Raw genomic sequence first — 15,098 nt, 5'->3', positions numbered from 1 at the left:
CGGTGGGCCAGAATCGGCGGCGTGCAGTTCGCGATCCTCGGGCCGGTCGAAGCCCGCCGGCCCGACGGGACCTCCGTCCCGCTCGGTGGTCCCCAGCTTCGGGGGCTGCTGGCCCTGCTCGCCCTCGACGCCGGGCGCGTCGTCGGCGCCGAGCGGCTGATCGACGGCCTGCACGGCGACCACCCGCCCGACGGCGCCGCCGAAGCACTCCAGTCGCAGGTCTCGCGGCTGCGGCGGCGCCTGCGGGACGGCGGCGCGGCCGAGGGGCTCGTCGAGTTCACGCCCGCCGGGTACCGGCTGGCCGTCGACCCGCAGGACGTCGACGTCCACCGTTTCGAACGGCTCACCACCGAGGCACGGGCGACCGCCGACCCGGCCGCGAAACGGGAACTGTTCGCCGAAGCGCTGTCGCTGTGGCGGGGGCCCGCGCTCGACGGCCTCGCGGACCCGCCTCGGGCGGCCCGGCTGGCCGAGCTGCGCCTGGCCGCGACCGAGGACCGGGTCGAAGCCGATCTCGTGCTCGGCCACCACGAACGGCTCGTCGCCGAGCTGCGCGAGCTCACCGGCGAACACCCGCTGCGCGAACGGCTCGCCGCCCAGCTCATCCGCGCGCTGCACGGCAGCGGCCGTTCCGCCGAGGCCCTGAGCGTCTTCGCCGAGATCCGCGAACGGCTCGCCGACGAGCTGGGTGCCGACCCGTCGCCGGAGCTGGCGGACGCGCACGTCGCCGTCCTGCGGGCCGCCGCGCCCGCGCCCGCCCGGCGGGTTCCGGTGCCGCTCACCGGGTTCGTCGGCCGGACCGAGCTCGATGACCTGAAAGCCGCCCTCGAGGACGCCCGGCTCGTCACGCTCACCGGGCCGGGCGGCGCGGGCAAGACCCGGCTCGCCATCGAAGCGGCAGCCGGCGAAGCCTGCTTCGTCGAGCTGGCGACGACCACCGACGTGCCGCGGGCCGTCCTCGCCGCACTGGGTCTGCGCGAGCAGGGCGTGCTGGCCCCGGGCGCGGCGGAGGAGCCGGCCGACCGCCTGGCCGCCGCCCTCGCCGACCGGCCCCTGCTGCTGGTTCTCGACAACTGCGAACACGTCGTCGCCGAGGCCGCGCGACTCGTCCGGCGGCTGCTCGGCGCATGTCCCGGACTGCGTGTCCTCGCCACCAGCCGCGAACCGCTGGGGCTCATCGGCGAGACGCTCGTGCCGGTCGGAGCCTTGCCCTCGGACGCCGCGGTCCGGCTGTTCACCGACCGGGCCGCGGCCGTGGCACCGGGCAGCGTGCCCGATCCGGGCGCGGTGAGCCGGATCTGCGCGGCCCTCGACGGCCTCCCGCTGGCGATCGAGCTCGCCGCCGCCCGCCTGCGGTCGCTGTCGGCGGACGACGTCGCCGCCCGGCTCGGCGACCGCTTCCGGTTGCTGTCGCGCGGCGACCGGACCGCCGAGCCGCGGCACCGGACCCTGCGCGGCGTCGTCGAGTGGAGCTGGGACCTCCTCGAACCGGACGAACAGCGGCTCGCGGGCCGGTTCGCGGTGTTCGCCGGTGGCGCGCGGCTCGGCGCGGCCGAACGGGTCTGCGCCGTCCCCGACGCCGACATCGTGCTCACCGGCCTGGTCGAGAAGTCCTTCGTCGAGTTCGCCGGCGGCCGGTACCGGATGCTGGAGACGATCCGGGCGTTCTGCGCCGAACACGGCGACGACCGGCGGGCCGAGCACGCGAAGTACTACCTCGACCTCGCCCGCGCGGCGGAGCCGAAGCTGCGCGGCGCGGACCAGCTGTCCACCCTGGACGAACTGACCGCCGAGCACGCCGAGCTGCTCGCGGCGCTACGCTGGAGCGCGGCCGAAGAACCGGCCACCGCGGTGCGGCTCATCGCCGCCCTGACCTGGTACTGGTGGCTGCGCGGCCGGCGCGGCGAGGCGACCCCGTTCGCGGACGCCGTCGTCGCGGCCTTCGGGGCCGAGCCACCGCCGGGACTTGCCGAGGAGTACGTCGTCTGCCTGATCCACGCGTCGGGCACCGACGTCGAGATCGAGCCGATCGTGCACGGGCTCGATGGGCCGCTTCGGCACCCGTACCTCTTCCTGCTGTGGGCGTTTTCCCCGCACACCAAGGTGCGGGACGGCGAACGGCTGGCCGCGCTCGTCGGCGACGACCCGTGGTCGCGGGCGTTCACGGGGATCGGCGACGGCCTCGGCGCGCAGTACCGCGGCCGGATCGTGGAAGCCGAGACGCACTTTTCGGCGTCGCTGGAAGGGTTCCGGGCGCTCGGCGACCGCTGGGGCGAGGCCAGCGCGCTGGAGAAGCTCGCGGAGTTCGCGGACTGGCGCGGCGACCACGCGCGGTTCCGCGAGCTGATGGACGAGTCCGTCCGGCTGGCCGGCGAGCTGGGTGCGGTCGAGGACGCCGCCGACCTGCTCTGCCGCCGCGCCGACGGCGTGCTGCGCGCCGGGGACGCCGAGACCGCCCGGGCCGACTACGAAACCGCCGCCGACCAGGCACGCGCGGCCGGCACGACGTCGACGCTCGCGCGGGCGCGCGGCGGCCTGGGCGAGATCGCGCGGCGCGCGGGCGACCTGGCTACGGCCCGGCGCTGGTACACCGCGGCCGTCGGCCTCGCCGTCGACCCGGTCACCGGCGGCGAGACGCGGATCCGGCTCCACGCGGGCTTCGGCTGGACGGCCGCCGCCGAGGGCCACCTCGACGAGGCGACCGACCTGCACCAGGAGGCGCTGGCGACGGCCCTCGAACACGCGAACCTGCCGGGCGCGGCGCAGGCGGTCGAAGGCCTGGCCGGCGTCCTCGCCGCGCGGGCCGAGGACGAGCGGGCCGCGTTCCTGCTCGGCGTCGCCGTCGGGCTGCGCGGCACGCCGGTCACCGGGGACGCGGACGTCGCTTCGGTGACTGACCGCGTGCGGGCGCGGATCGGCGCCGAGGCCTACTCGGAAGCCTTCGGCCGAGGCCGCGAAATGCCCCCTGAGCAGGCGTTGAGCGAGTTCGGTCAGCGGCGGTTCGTGCTCGGTTCGTGAGCGGTCAGCGGCCGCGCCCAGAGTTCGGGGCATGACGAAGAGCATCCTGATCTCCGGCGCCAGCATCGCCGGCCCCGCCCTCGCCTTCTGGCTGCACCGCCACGGCTTCGACGCCACCGTCGTCGAGCGCGCCCCGAGCTTGCGCGAAGGCGGCTACAAGGTCGACATCCGCGGGGTCGCGGTCGACGTCGTCCGCCGGATGGGCCTGCTGGCGGAGGTGCACGCGGCGAGCACCGACATGCGCGGCGCGGCGTTCGTGAACAAGCGCGGCAAGAAGCTCGCGACGCTCGACGCCGACACGTTCGGCTTCCGCCACGGCGACGACACCGAGATCCTGCGCGGCGACCTCGCGAAGATCCTCTACGACGCGACCCGGGACGACACCGAGTACGTCTTCGGCGACTGGATCACCGGCCTCGACGAGCGCGCGGACGGCATCCACGTGACGTTCGCCCACGGCGCCCCGCGCCGGTTCGACCTGGTGGTCGGCGCCGACGGCCTGCACTCCGGCGTCCGCGCGCTGGCGTTCGGCCCGGAGGAGGACTTCCTGCGCCGGTTCGACGCGTACATCTCGATCTCGACGGTGCCCAACACGTTCCAGCTGGACCGGTGGGAGCTGCTGCACTCGGCGGCCGCGGGCAAGATGGTCAACGTCTACAGCACAGCCCGAGCCGACGATGCGAAGGCCGCGTTCTGGTTCACCGCCCCGCCGCTGACCTACGACCGCCGGGACATCGAGGGGCAGAAGGACCTCGTCGCGGCCCAGTTCGCCGGGCTGGGCTGGGAGATCCCGGAGCTCCTGGATGCGATGCGCGAAGCGGGCGACTTCTACTTCGACCCGGTGTGCCAGATCGTCATGGACCACCTGTCCACCGGCCGGGTGACCCTACTCGGCGACGCGGGCTACTGCGCGTCCCCGGCCTCGGGTCAGGGCACGAGCCTGGCCCTCGTGGGCGCGTACGTCCTGGCGGGGGAGCTGGCCGCGGCGGACGATTCCGCGGTGGCGCTTTCCCGCTACGAGAGCGAGATGCGGCCGTACATCTCGAAGAACCAGGCGCTGGCGAAGACGGCGCTGCGCGGGATCATCCCGTCGTCGCGGGCGTTCGCGTGGTTCAACACCCGGATGATCAAGCTGATGCCCTACCTCCCGGGCCGCAACCGGGTCTTGGAGCAGATGTCCCGCCCGATCCGCGAGGCGGCGAATGCCTTGGTGCTGAAGGACTACGCACTGGTCGTGTGAAGGCCCGCCTAGCGCGCCGCGTGGACCTTCGCTGCCACCTCGGCCAGTTCCTCCCGGTCGCGGATCCGCCAGTCCGCCTCCAGGACGAAACCGTCGTTCGCGTGGCGGGGGATCACGTGCAGGTGGACGTGGGGGATCTCCTGGTCCGCCGCCGTGCCGTCGGCGAGGAACAGGTTGATCCCCTCGCACCGCAGGTCCGTGCGGCGCAGTGCCGCGGCGAGCTCCTGGGCGATCCCGAACATCCGGGCGCCCGCCTCGGCCGGCAGCGCGGCCAGGTCCTCGTGGTGCGCGCGGGGGAGCACCAGCAGGTGGCCGGTCGTCACCGGGCGCAGGTCGACGATCGCGACGAAGTCGTCGTCCTCGTGGACGAACGCCGCCGGGGCGCGTCCGGCGGAGATGGCGCACAGAACGCACTCGCCTTCGGGGGTGGTCGCGGGGAGCTGGGGCGGCTTGGCCATGGCGCCGACCGTAGCGGGACGATCACGCCGTTGTCAGGTGCGTTTCCGTCCACCGCGCGAACGACGTCAGCGGGATGCCGAGCGCCCGGGCGAACTCGGGGCGCGCGGGGTGGCCGACCTCGTTCTGCCACTCGTGGCGGACGGCGAAGGCGGGCGCCCCGGCGGCCAGCGCTTCCTCGGCGGTCATGTCCGGCGCCGTCAGCTCGACGCCGAGTGCGCGCGACAGGATCTCGGCGACCCGTGTCATGGTCATCCGCTCGCTCGCCAGCTCCAGCTCGACGCCGTGGAAGCGGGCCGGGTCCGCGAACGCCGCCGCGGCCGCCGCGCCGATGTCGTCCACCGCGACCAGGGACAGTTCGGTGCGGGGCTTGATGATCGTGACGAGGCGGCCGTGGGGGAGCAGGAACGACGGCGGCAGGAAGTTCTCCATGAAGAAGCCCGGCTTGAGCAGCGTCCACTGCGCGAACCCGGCGTCGCGGACGCGGTCCTGGATCGCCGTCTTGGTCTCGAGGTAGTGCTCCATCGACGCCCAGCGGCCCTCCGTCCAGCCGGGCACGGACCGGTGCTGCCCGGCGCCCGAAACCGAGGTGTGCACGAACTGCGGCACGCCCGCCCGTGCGGCGGCGTCGACCAGGTTGCGGCCCTGGACCCACTCGGAGTCGCCTTCCAGGTTCGCCATGTCGGGCAGCTGGACGGAGAACACCCCGCGGACGTCCTTCATCGCGGGCACGAGGGAACCCGGGTCGTAGAGGTCGCCGACGACGAGTTCGGCGCCGAGGTCGCGCAGTTCCTGCGCCCGCGAAGGGTTCCGCACCAGCGCGCGGACGGGAACGCCGGCCTTCAGGAGGGCACGGGCGGTGGCGCCGCCTTGCTTGCCGGTGGCGCCGGTGACCAGGACGGGGGACATGGGAGCTCCTCGGATCGATAAGTGGCGGACCCCGCCACTTCGTGGTCGCTACACTAGCGACTAAGTGGCGGCCCCCGCCACTTCCTGTTCCGGAGGTGGTCCGTGCCGCGGTCCGACGCTCGCCGCAACTACGCGCGCATCCTCGCCGTCGCCGAGGAGGAAGTCGCCGCCCACGGCGCCGACGCGTCCCTGGAGCAGATCGCCCGCACCGCCGGCGTCGGCTCGGCGACCGTGCGCCGCCACTTCCCGAGCCGCCGGGAGCTGCTGGAAGCGGTGTTCCGGCAGCAGGTCGACGCGCTGGCCGCCCGCGCCCGCGAGCTGGCGGAAGCACCCGACGCGCGCGCGGCCCTGCTCGACTGGCTGAGTGCTCTGACGACCTACGCGGCCACGGCCCGCGGCCTGGCGACGGCGCTGGTCCGCGACGACCGGTCACCGGCTCACGCGTGTTCGGCGACGATGACCGAAGTGGGTGTGCCACTGGTGCGACGGGCGGCGGAGGCGGGCGCGGTCGGCCCGGAGGTCACGGCCGAGGACCTGATCGCGGTGGTGACGGGGGTGGTGCTGGCGACCGAGCACCACCGCGACCCGGCGGGGGAGGCGCAGCGGCTGCTCGCGCTGGCGGTGCGGGGAATCAGCCCGGTGCCCGCCTGAAAGCGAGTCAGGAAGTTTCGAAGGCGATCGTCAGCCACTCGCGGACTTCGTCGTCCACATCGGACACTTCGCGCAGCTTGAGCTGGTGTCCCACGCGGGGTCCGCTCGCCCACCGCGCCGGGGCGATCCGCGCCGTCTCGATCGGGTGCGGCAGGAACAAGTACACCAGGACGTCCCGGGACCGCGGCCGCAGCTCGGCCAGTTTCCGGTCCCGCTTGAGGAACACCCCGACCGTGACGGCGTCCTCGTGGACGTCGCCGAGGGTCCGCAGGTGCTCGACGACCGCGTCGTAGATCGCGCGGAACCGCGGGTCGCGGCCGGCGAACGTCTCGTCGACCGTGCAGCCGGGGACGCACGTGTGGCCCTGGCCGGTGCGCGCGAATTCGCGGTCGCAGCGCGGGCACGTCCATCGGGTCGCCATGCCGTCCAGGATGGCACTCACAGCGGGGCCGGGCCGAGTGCCGGGATGGTGGCGGCCGCGGTCACGAGCCGCCGGGCCGCCGCCGCCGCGGTCTTCCGCTGCGCCGCCGGCAGCCGGTCCAGCAGCGCGCCCAGCGCCGCGTGCCGCCGGTCGAGGATCCGCGCCACCAGGTCGTGGCCGGTCGGGGTGACCTCCAGGGTCACCACGCTCCGGTTGCGCGGGTCGCGGCCGCGGGCCACGTAGCCGAGCGCCTCCAGCCGGTCGGCCAGCCGCGTCACCGACGACGCGTTGACGTCCATCGCCGTCGCCAGGCGCGAGCTCGGCACGCGGCCGAGGCGGTCGAGGATGAGCAGCAGGCGCGTCTGGGGGAAGGTGACCTCGGGCGGCGCCGCGTGCGCGCACTCCCACGCGATCCCGACCAGGACCAGGGTCAGGCCGTCCAGGGCCACCACGTCGGGGTCGGCGCCCGGGGCCGCGTCTTCGAGGGTTTGCATGAAGCAATACTTGCCATCCGCAAGAGCATCGGTCAAGATGGGTCACCCCGGCGCTCGCCGGGCCGTCCGGCCGGATCGGCCGCGGTTCCTGGTGTCTCCACAGTGGACTGTGGGAAACCGTTGGCACGCAAGAAAAATAATCCGGATCCGCTTGAACCCCTCCGCTGCGGGAGCCGTAGTACCCCGTACAGGCACTTGTCGCCATAAGGAGGAACGATGCCGGATCACCGTGGCATGACGGCCAAGGCCAGGGCTCGGACCGTGCTGGTCGTCGTGGCCACTCTCGCTGTGGTCGCCGTGGGCTCGGTCATGGTGCTGAAAGCCAGCGCCCAGACTGCTCCCGGGTCGACGCAGGCGCAGGTCCCGGCGTACGGGCACGACATGGGAGGCATGCAGATGGGCTCGGCCGCGGAGGCGTCCGCGAACGTGGCCAACGCCGGGCCGGTCACCGAGCTCGACAAGACGTTCCTGGTCAAGGTCCGGCAGGCGGGCCTCTGGGAGATGCCCGCCGGCGACCTCGCGCAGTCCCACGCCAGCAGCGACGCGGTGAAGCGCGCCGGGCTGCACCTGCTGGACGGGCACTCGCACCTCGACCAGCTCGTCCGCGAGGACGCGAAGATGCTCGGCGTGACGCTGCCGGACCAGGCCAGCGCCGAGCAGCAGGGCTGGGTCCGCCAGCTGACCGCCGCGCAGGGGCTCGAGTTCGACAAGCTGTTCGTGAACCTGCTGCGCGCGTCGCACGGCAAGATCTTCGCGACCATCGCGGAAGTCCGTGCCGGTACTCAGAACGACGTCATCCGCCGGCACGCGACGCAGGCGAACCAGACGGTCCTCGACCACATGAACGTCCTGGAGGACACCGGGCTGGTCGACCCGCAGACGATCGCCGACGTCGCCGCGGCGGTGAACCCGCCGAAGTGAGTCCCGCCGGGGAGTGCCGGCGGCTCGTTCGGGGCCCCGCCGCAAAGTGTGGCTTCAGCTCCCCGACAGGTAGCGCTGGACGGTCGGGCCGACTTCGGCGACGACCTCCGCCGAGGTCAGCGCGACCACCGGGGGCAGGCGCAGGACGTACCGCGTCAGTGCCAGGCCGAGTAGCTGGCTCACCACCAGACCCGCGCGGCGCGGGGCGTCGGCCGGGTCGCCGAACCGCAGGACCGCGGGGGTGACCTGGCCGGCGAACACCTGCCGCATCTTCTCCACCACGGCGTCGTCGGCGACCGCCGACCGCAGCAGTGTCAGCAGGATCTCGTCGGTCGGCGGCTGCTCCCACAGCACCAGGAACTGCCGGGTCAGCAGCTCGCCGACGGTGCCGGGGTCGGCCGTGGCCAGGTCCGGCAGGTCCAGCTCGACGTCCACGGCCGCCGCGAACAGGCCGTCCTTGCTGCCGTAGTAGCGCATCACCATCGAAGGGTCGATGTCCGCGTCGGCGGCGATCGAGCGGATCGTCGCGCGACGGAAGCCGTCGGCGGCGAACCGGCGGCGCGCGGCGTCCAGGATGGTCGCCCGGGTGGCGTCGGATCGGCGCGGTGACTCAGTCATGCCAACAAGTGTAGGCCAACAGGTGTTGACAAGCTAGACCCGGCGTGCTTAACGTGGATGCCAACAGTTGTTGGCAAGACTCGGAGGCCCGTCATGACCCTGCCCACCCGCACCGACGTCCTGATCGCGGGAGCCGGCCCCGCCGGCCTGGCCACCGCGATCGTCCTCGCCGAAGCCGGCGTCGACTTCGTGCTGCTCGACCGCCAGGCCGAGGGCGCGAACACCTCCCGGGCCTGCGTGGTGCACGCGCGGACCCTGGAGGTGCTGGCCGAGCTCGGGGTCACCGCGCGGCTGAAGGAGCTGGGCGTCATCGTCCCGACGTTCACCGTCCGCGACGGCGCGACGACGCTCGCCCGGGTGCCCTTCGGCGGGCTGCCCACCGCCTACCCGTACACGCTGATGGTGCCCCAGGACCGGACCGAAGCCCTGCTGCTGACTCGCTTGCGCGAGGTGGGCGGCGACGTGCACCGCCCGTACGAGGTCACCGCCGTCGCCGGCGACGACACGGGCGTCACGGTCACCACGACCGGTGGCACCGTCCGCGCGAAGTACCTGGTCGGGGCCGACGGCATGCACAGCACCGTGCGCGAGCAGGCCGGCATCGGGTTCACCGGCGCCACCTACGGCGAGTCGTTCGTGCTGGCCGACGTCCGGATGAGCTGGCCGCTGGACCGCGAAGAGGTCAGCCTGCACTTGTCGCCGGAGGGTGTGACCGTGGTGGCACCGCTGCCCGGGAGCGACGACCACTACCGGGTGGTCGCGACGGTCGCCGAGGCCCCCGAACGCCCCGGGGTCGCCGACATCCAGGCCATCGTGGACGCGCGGGGCCCGGAGGGCGCGCGGTCGCGCGTCACCGAGGTCGTGTGGAGCTCGCGGTTCCGGGTGCACCACCGGGTGGCCGACCGCTACCGCGCGGGCCGGATCCTCATCGCCGGCGACGCGGCCCACGTGCACAGCCCGGCCGGCGGCCAGGGCATGAACACCGGCATCCAGGACGCGGTCGCGCTCGGCCGCCTGCTGGCCCGGGTGGCCGCCGGCGAGCCGGACGCGCTGCTGGACACCTACGAGACGACCCGCCGCCCGATCGCGACGGAGGTGGTGGCGTTCACCGACCGGATGACGCGGATGGCGACGCTGCGCCCCCGCCCGGCGCGGCTGCTGCGCAACACCGTGCTGAAGACGGTGTTCTCGCTGCCGCCGATGCGGGAGAAGCTGGCCTACCAGCTGGCGGAGCTGAACGCCCGCTGACTGCCCGCCCCGGAGGTCGCGAATGAGTCATTCGCGACCTCGGACGCCGCGAATGAGTCATTCGCGGCGCGTAGCCGGGGTCAGCGGGTCGGCGGGACGATGCCGTACTCGTGGATCTTGCGGTAGATCGTCGCCCGGGAGATGCCCAGCAGCTTCGCGGCCCGGACCTTGTTGCCGTCGGCGTCTTCGAGGCAGCGCACGATGGCGTCCCGCTCGATCGACTCGAACCGGTTCAGCGGCCGCCGCGCGACGGTGTGGAACTCGGCCGGGAGGTCGCTCGGGCGGATGGTCCCCGCCCGGCGGCGCTGGGCCACCTTCCGCAGCACCTGGTAGAGCTGGCCGGTGTTGCCCGGCCACTCCGCCCGCATCAGCAGGTGCAGCGCCGCCGCCGAGCACGTGAGCCGACCGCCGTAGCCGAGCTTGCTCAGCACCAGCGGGACCAGCTCGGCCAGGTCCTCGACGTGGTGACGCAGCGGCGGCACCCGCACCGTCCGCGGGAACGACTTCAGCAGCTCGGCCAGCGCCGGCTTCGTCTCGGCCTCCGGCACGAGCGTGACCACGACCCACGGCGCGTCGGCCCGCTCGCGCAGCTCCCGCAACGTCGTCGCCAGCGCGTTCGCCGCCGGCGTCGCCAGCCGGTCGGCGTGGCGGATCACCAGCGTGCGGATCGGGGCGTCGGCGTGCTCGCGCAGCAGCTCGGCCGCCCAGTCGGTGCCGGTCGTGACGCCCGCGTCGACGGTCAGCAGCCGGGCCGCCGGGTGGTGCCGCTGGTGCAGGCCCTTCGCCAGGGTCAGCTTGCCGGTGCCCGCCTCGCCCTCCAGCGCGACCCACTCGCCGCGCTGGTGACCGGTGTCGAGCTCGTGCCCGCAGCGCAGCCACAGCGGTGCCGACCCGACCACGCCGGGCAGGTACATCGGCAGCATCGGGGTCGACGGCACCGCGAGGGCATCGTCGGCCTCGATCAGCTTTACCGACAGCACGCCGCCCGCGGTGTCGGTCTCCCGCTGGCCCGGGACGCGGCGGCAGAACACGCGCACGCGCAGTCCGCTGGACAGCGCGAGCGTCGCCGACGTCCGGCGCCCGCCGGTCAGGGCCTCGGTGGCGTGGCTCAGCAGCACCGACTGGTCGGCCGGGTCGAGCAGCTGCCGGGCCCGGTCGTTCATCATCACGATGTCGTCGTTGAAGGCCAGCACGATGCCGGTCCACCGGCGGCAGGTCTGCAGGTAGGCCTGGAAGAGGATCATCTCCCGCAGGTCGCTGTGCCGCAGCAGCGCCTGCCGGATCTGCTCGGCCGTCGAGCGGGCCAGCGCGATGAGCAGGCCGCCGGCGTCCTTGTACCAGCAGGTGAGGTCGACGGCGCCGATCTTCTTGCCGGAGATCGGGTGGTGGATCGGCACGCCCGCGCACGCGAGGTTCTCCAGGTGCTCGGCGTAGTGCTCGTGGCCGAACACCGTGGTCGCGCGGCCGTCCTCGAGCGCGGTGCCGATGCCGTTGGTCCCGACGGACTGCTCGCCGTAGCTGAACCCGGGCACGAGCTCGACGCGCTCCAGGTGCCGGCGCAGGTCGGCGTCGCCGGTCCGCTGGGTGAGCACCACGCCGTTGGCGTCGGTGAGGATGAGGCTGATCGGCTGGCCGTCGAACTGCTCGCTCAGCTGGTGGAGCACCGGTTCGGCGCCGCGCATCAGCGGGATGTCGAGGTTCTGGTCGCCGAGGAAGTGCGGGTCGATCCGCTCCGCCTGGACCTGGAACTCCTGCGAGCGCCGCCAGGACGCCAGGATCGTCTGCCGGACGGTCCCGGGCGGCACCGGTTCGGCGGTCAGGAAACGCACCCGGGTGCGGGCGAGCTCGTCGTCGGCGAGCAGGGTTCCGGGCGCGATCTCGTCCACGTGACCTCCATTTTCCCGCGGCCCACGTGGGTACGGGCACACCCGTTGTGCCGCCCGTCCAGCCTAGAGCCGGTTGCGCCGCAGCGGTGTCTCAAATTGAGACGCCCGGGCGGCGCGGGCGGCGGTCCGATGGACCCGGAAGAGACCGCTGACCAGGAGGAGAGCCGATGGCCGCCGAGGGCGCGGAGACGTACAACCCGTGGACGATCGTCAACCTGGTTTTCACGCATCTGGCCGAACAGGGGCTGCACCCGGTGTTCGGCGGGGAGGGGCATCCCGGCGAACCGGCCGCGGCGCTGCTGCGCGCGCTCGGGATCACCCCGACGGTCGAAGGGGACGCGCGCGTGCGAACGAGCGTCCACAGCGAGCTCGCCGAGCTGCGCGCGCGGATGCTCGGCGCGGACGAAACGCCCTGAGCAGCGGTTCTGTCTCAGATTGAGACCCGCGTCACGCACGGGCGCCCCTTGAATGGTGGACGCACGACGTCCGCCCCGACGGCGAGCGACGGACAAGGAGTGATCCATGAGTCGCCAGAGTGTGGCGAAAGCCCACCAGAAGATCCAGGAACTGTCGTGGGAGCCGGCGTACCACACCCCGGTTTCGCACTACGGGACCGACTACACCTTCCAGAAGGCCAAGAAGAAGGACCCGCTGAAGCAGGTCCTCCGCTCCTACTTCCCGATGCAGGAAGAAAAGGACCACCGGGTCTACGGCGCCGAGGACGGCGCGATCCGCGGCAACATGTTCCGGCAGGTGCAGGAACGCTGGCTGGAGTGGCAGAAGCTGTTCCTGTCGATCATCCCGCTGCCGGAGATCTCCGCCGCGCGGGCGATGCCGCTGCTGTTCCGCACGGTCCCGAACCCGGAGCTGCACAACGGCCAGGCGATCCAGATGATCGACGAGGTCCGGCACTCGACGATCCAGCAGAACCTCAAGCGCCTGTACATGCAGAACTACATCGACCCGGCGGGCTTCAACTCGAGCCTGCGCAACTTCCAGAACGACTACTGCGGCACCATCGGCCGCCAGTTCGCCGAAGGCTTCATCACCGGTGACGCGATCACCGCGGCGAGCATCTACCTGACCATCGTGGCGGAGACGGCGTTCACCAACACGCTGTTCGTCGCCATGCCCGCGGAAGCCGCCGCCAACGGCGACTACCTGCTGCCGACGGTGTTCCACTCGGTGCAGTCCGACGAGTCCCGCCACATCAGCAACGGCTACGCGACCCTGCTGATGGCGTTGTCGGACGAGGGCAACCACCAGCTGCTCGAACGCGACCTGCGGTACGCGTGGTGGAACAACCACGCGGTCGTCGACGCCGCGATCGGCACGTTCATCGAGTACGGCACGAAGGACCGCCGCAAGGACCGCGAGAGCTACGCGGAGATGTGGCGCCGCTGGATCTACGACGACTACTACCGCAGCTACCTCGTCCCGCTCGAGAAGTACGGGCTCGTCATCCCGCACGACCTCATCGAAGAGGCGTGGAACCGGATCTGGAACAAGGGCTACGTGCACGAGGTCGCGCAGTTCTTCGCCACCGGGTGGCTCGCCAACTACTGGCGCATCGACCCGATGACCGACGAAGACTTCGAGTGGTTCGAGTACAAGTACCCCGGGTGGTACGACAAGTACGGCAAGTGGTGGGAGAACTACAGCCGGCTCGCGACGCCGAACGGGCACCACCCGATCGTCGCCGAGGACGTCGACTACGTGTACCCGCACCGCTGCTGGACCTGCATGGTGCCGTGCCTCATCCGCGAGGACATGGTGGTCGACGAGGTCGACGGCCAGCACCGCACGTACTGCTCGGAGACGTGCCGCTGGACCGACGCCGAGGCGTTCCGGCCCACCTACCAGGGCCGCAACACCCCGAACATGGGCCAGCTGGTCGGCGCCCGCGAGTGGGAGACGCTCTACCACGGCTGGAACTGGGCCGACGTCGTCTCCGACATGGGCTTCGTGCGCGACGACGGCAAGACGATGGTCGCGCAGCCGCACCTGAACCTCGACCCGAAGAAGATGTGGACGCTCGACCACCTGCGCCGGATGCCCGAGGTGCAGTCGCCGAACGTGCTGCTGAACCAGATGTCCGACGCCGAGCGCGCCGCGTTCGTGGCCGACTACAACCGCCAGGGCCCGGCCGGCCGGCCGGCGCCGCAGCAGGCCTGACGGCGAGGAGAGGCCCGGCATGGCAGAGAAGCACCGCGTCCGGTTCGAACCGGTCGGGATCGAGATCGACGTCGCCGAGGACCAGACGATCCTGCGCGCCGCCGCCGAGCAGGGCGTCATGCTCATGCACGGCTGCAAGGAAGGGCAGTGCGCGGCCTGCAAGTCGTTCATCCTCGACGGCGAAGACGTCGAACACGACCGCTATTCGACCTTCGCGCTCCCCGACTACGAAAAGGAGGAGGGTTTCACGCTGCTCTGCCGGGCCCACGCCTACGAAGACCTGACGATCGAGCTGCTCAACTACGACGAAGAGATGATCCAGTCGGGGCTGCCGATCCAGGAGGTCACGGTCGAGGTCGTCTCGAACGACAACGTCACGCACGACCTGCGCCACCTCGTCGTCAAGCTGACGGATCCGGACCAGTCGCTGAAGTTCTTCCCGGGCCAGTACATGGACTTCGCGATCCCGGACACCGAGGAGTCCCGGTCGTTCTCCATGGCCAACACCTCGGCCCGGGACGGCCTGCTCGAGTTCGTCATCAAGATCTACCCCGACGGGCTGTTCTCCCGGTTCCTGGACACCGATGTCGCGGTCGGCGACCAGCTCCGGATCAACGGCCCGTTCGGGGTGTTCACCCTGCGGGACAACCCGAGCGCGGAACTGGTCTTCGTCGGCGGCGGGGCCGGGATGGCGCCCATCCTCTCGCTGCTGCGGACCATGGCGGAGCGCGGCATCGAGCGGAAGGCGACCTACTACTACGGCGCCCGCCGCCGCCACGACCTCTGCTTCGACGCCGAACTGCGGGAGCTGCAGGAAAAGCTGCCGAACTTCCGTTACGTACCAGCGCTTTCCGAGCCGGGTGACGACGACTGGGACGGCGAGACCGGCTTCGTCACCGACGTCCTGCGCCGGGCCGGCCTCGACCTGAAAGGGGCCGACGCCTACGTCTGCGGGCCGCCGCCGATGGTCGAGGCAGCGCTGGAACTGCTGCCCGCGCTCGGCGTCGCCGACAAGCGCGTCTTCTACGACAAGTTCACCACCACGGGCGAAGGGTAAAACC

The 15,098-nt window shown here is 72.1% G+C and carries 14 protein-coding genes; 8 read left to right on the top strand and 6 right to left on the bottom strand.

Annotated features, from left to right (window positions below; all coding sequences use genetic code 11):
* Positions 1 to 21 precede the first annotated feature (21 nt).
* Together AB0C38_RS17450 and AB0C38_RS17445 are read left to right on the top strand one after the other, a co-directional pair.
* Positions 22 to 3,018: a BTAD domain-containing putative transcriptional regulator gene (locus AB0C38_RS17450; protein ID WP_360673709.1), complete on the top strand. Its 2,997-nt coding sequence runs from the start codon at positions 22 to 24 to the stop codon at positions 3,016 to 3,018.
* A gap of 31 nt (positions 3,019 to 3,049) precedes the next feature.
* Positions 3,050 to 4,258, top strand: a complete 1,209-nt coding sequence (locus AB0C38_RS17445; protein WP_360673706.1) for an FAD-dependent monooxygenase — start codon at positions 3,050 to 3,052, stop codon at positions 4,256 to 4,258.
* Between the two features lie 8 nt (positions 4,259 to 4,266).
* Here the strand turns inward: AB0C38_RS17445 and AB0C38_RS17440 are convergent, their stop codons facing one another.
* A complete protein-coding gene (locus tag AB0C38_RS17440) occupies positions 4,267 to 4,716 on the bottom strand; it encodes an HIT family protein (RefSeq protein ID WP_360673703.1) in 450 nt (149 codons plus the stop codon).
* Positions 4,717 to 4,738: 22 nt separating this feature from the next.
* Positions 4,739 to 5,623, bottom strand: a complete 885-nt coding sequence (locus AB0C38_RS17435; protein ID WP_360673700.1) for an NmrA family NAD(P)-binding protein — start codon at positions 5,621 to 5,623, stop codon at positions 4,739 to 4,741.
* A 102-nt stretch (positions 5,624 to 5,725) separates the two neighbouring features.
* Here AB0C38_RS17435 and AB0C38_RS17430 point away from each other — a divergent pair, with 102 nt between their 5' ends.
* Positions 5,726 to 6,274 (top strand): helix-turn-helix domain-containing protein, encoded by a 549-nt coding sequence (locus AB0C38_RS17430; RefSeq protein ID WP_360673697.1) that lies wholly within the window; start codon positions 5,726 to 5,728, stop codon positions 6,272 to 6,274.
* Positions 6,275 to 6,281: 7 nt separating this feature from the next.
* On the opposite strand, the gene AB0C38_RS17425 is transcribed toward AB0C38_RS17430, so the two are convergent.
* Together AB0C38_RS17425 and AB0C38_RS17420 are read right to left on the bottom strand one after the other, a co-directional pair.
* Positions 6,282 to 6,695, bottom strand: a complete 414-nt coding sequence (locus AB0C38_RS17425) for a DUF5655 domain-containing protein (RefSeq protein WP_360673694.1) — start codon at positions 6,693 to 6,695, stop codon at positions 6,282 to 6,284.
* A gap of 17 nt (positions 6,696 to 6,712) precedes the next feature.
* Positions 6,713 to 7,189 carry a MarR family transcriptional regulator gene (locus tag AB0C38_RS17420; protein ID WP_360673691.1) on the bottom strand — a complete coding sequence of 159 codons (477 nt, stop codon included), beginning with the start codon at positions 7,187 to 7,189 and terminating at the stop codon, positions 6,713 to 6,715.
* A 216-nt stretch (positions 7,190 to 7,405) separates the two neighbouring features.
* Here AB0C38_RS17420 and AB0C38_RS17415 point away from each other — a divergent pair, with 216 nt between their 5' ends.
* Complete coding sequence (locus tag AB0C38_RS17415) at positions 7,406 to 8,110, top strand: DUF4142 domain-containing protein (protein ID WP_360673688.1); 705 nt, start codon at positions 7,406 to 7,408, stop codon at positions 8,108 to 8,110.
* A 54-nt stretch (positions 8,111 to 8,164) separates the two neighbouring features.
* Here the strand turns inward: AB0C38_RS17415 and AB0C38_RS17410 are convergent, their stop codons facing one another.
* Positions 8,165 to 8,728, bottom strand: a complete 564-nt coding sequence (locus AB0C38_RS17410; protein WP_360673685.1) for a TetR family transcriptional regulator — start codon at positions 8,726 to 8,728, stop codon at positions 8,165 to 8,167.
* 93 nt (positions 8,729 to 8,821) lie between these two features.
* Here AB0C38_RS17410 and AB0C38_RS17405 point away from each other — a divergent pair, with 93 nt between their 5' ends.
* Positions 8,822 to 9,976 carry an FAD-dependent monooxygenase gene (locus AB0C38_RS17405; RefSeq protein ID WP_360673682.1) on the top strand — a complete coding sequence of 385 codons (1,155 nt, stop codon included), beginning with the start codon at positions 8,822 to 8,824 and terminating at the stop codon, positions 9,974 to 9,976.
* An 80-nt stretch (positions 9,977 to 10,056) separates the two neighbouring features.
* Here AB0C38_RS17405 and AB0C38_RS17400 read toward each other — a convergent pair whose 3' ends face one another.
* On the bottom strand, positions 10,057 to 11,862 hold the full coding sequence (locus AB0C38_RS17400) for a helix-turn-helix domain-containing protein (protein WP_360673679.1): 1,806 nt from the start codon (positions 11,860 to 11,862) through the stop codon (positions 10,057 to 10,059).
* A 167-nt stretch (positions 11,863 to 12,029) separates the two neighbouring features.
* On the opposite strand from AB0C38_RS17400, the gene AB0C38_RS17395 reads away from it, so the two are divergent.
* The 3 genes from AB0C38_RS17395 (at position 12,030) to AB0C38_RS17385 (ending at position 15,094) form a co-directional block, all read left to right on the top strand.
* A complete protein-coding gene (locus AB0C38_RS17395; RefSeq protein WP_360673676.1) occupies positions 12,030 to 12,278 on the top strand; it encodes a hypothetical protein in 249 nt (82 codons plus the stop codon).
* Between the two features lie 106 nt (positions 12,279 to 12,384).
* Positions 12,385 to 14,037 carry a methane monooxygenase gene (locus AB0C38_RS17390; protein WP_360673673.1) on the top strand — a complete coding sequence of 551 codons (1,653 nt, stop codon included), beginning with the start codon at positions 12,385 to 12,387 and terminating at the stop codon, positions 14,035 to 14,037.
* A gap of 19 nt (positions 14,038 to 14,056) precedes the next feature.
* The gene (locus tag AB0C38_RS17385) at positions 14,057 to 15,094 is read left to right on the top strand and encodes a 2Fe-2S iron-sulfur cluster binding domain-containing protein (protein WP_360673670.1); all 1,038 of its coding nucleotides are present in this window, start codon (positions 14,057 to 14,059) and stop codon (positions 15,092 to 15,094) included.
* Positions 15,095 to 15,098: the final 4 nt, after the last annotated feature.

It is taken from the genome of Amycolatopsis sp. NPDC048633, from assembly GCF_040650695.1.
Taxonomy (GTDB): domain Bacteria; phylum Actinomycetota; class Actinomycetes; order Mycobacteriales; family Pseudonocardiaceae; genus Amycolatopsis.
The sequence above is the reverse complement of the archived record's forward strand: the minus strand, read 5'-3'. Positions and strand labels throughout refer to the sequence as shown.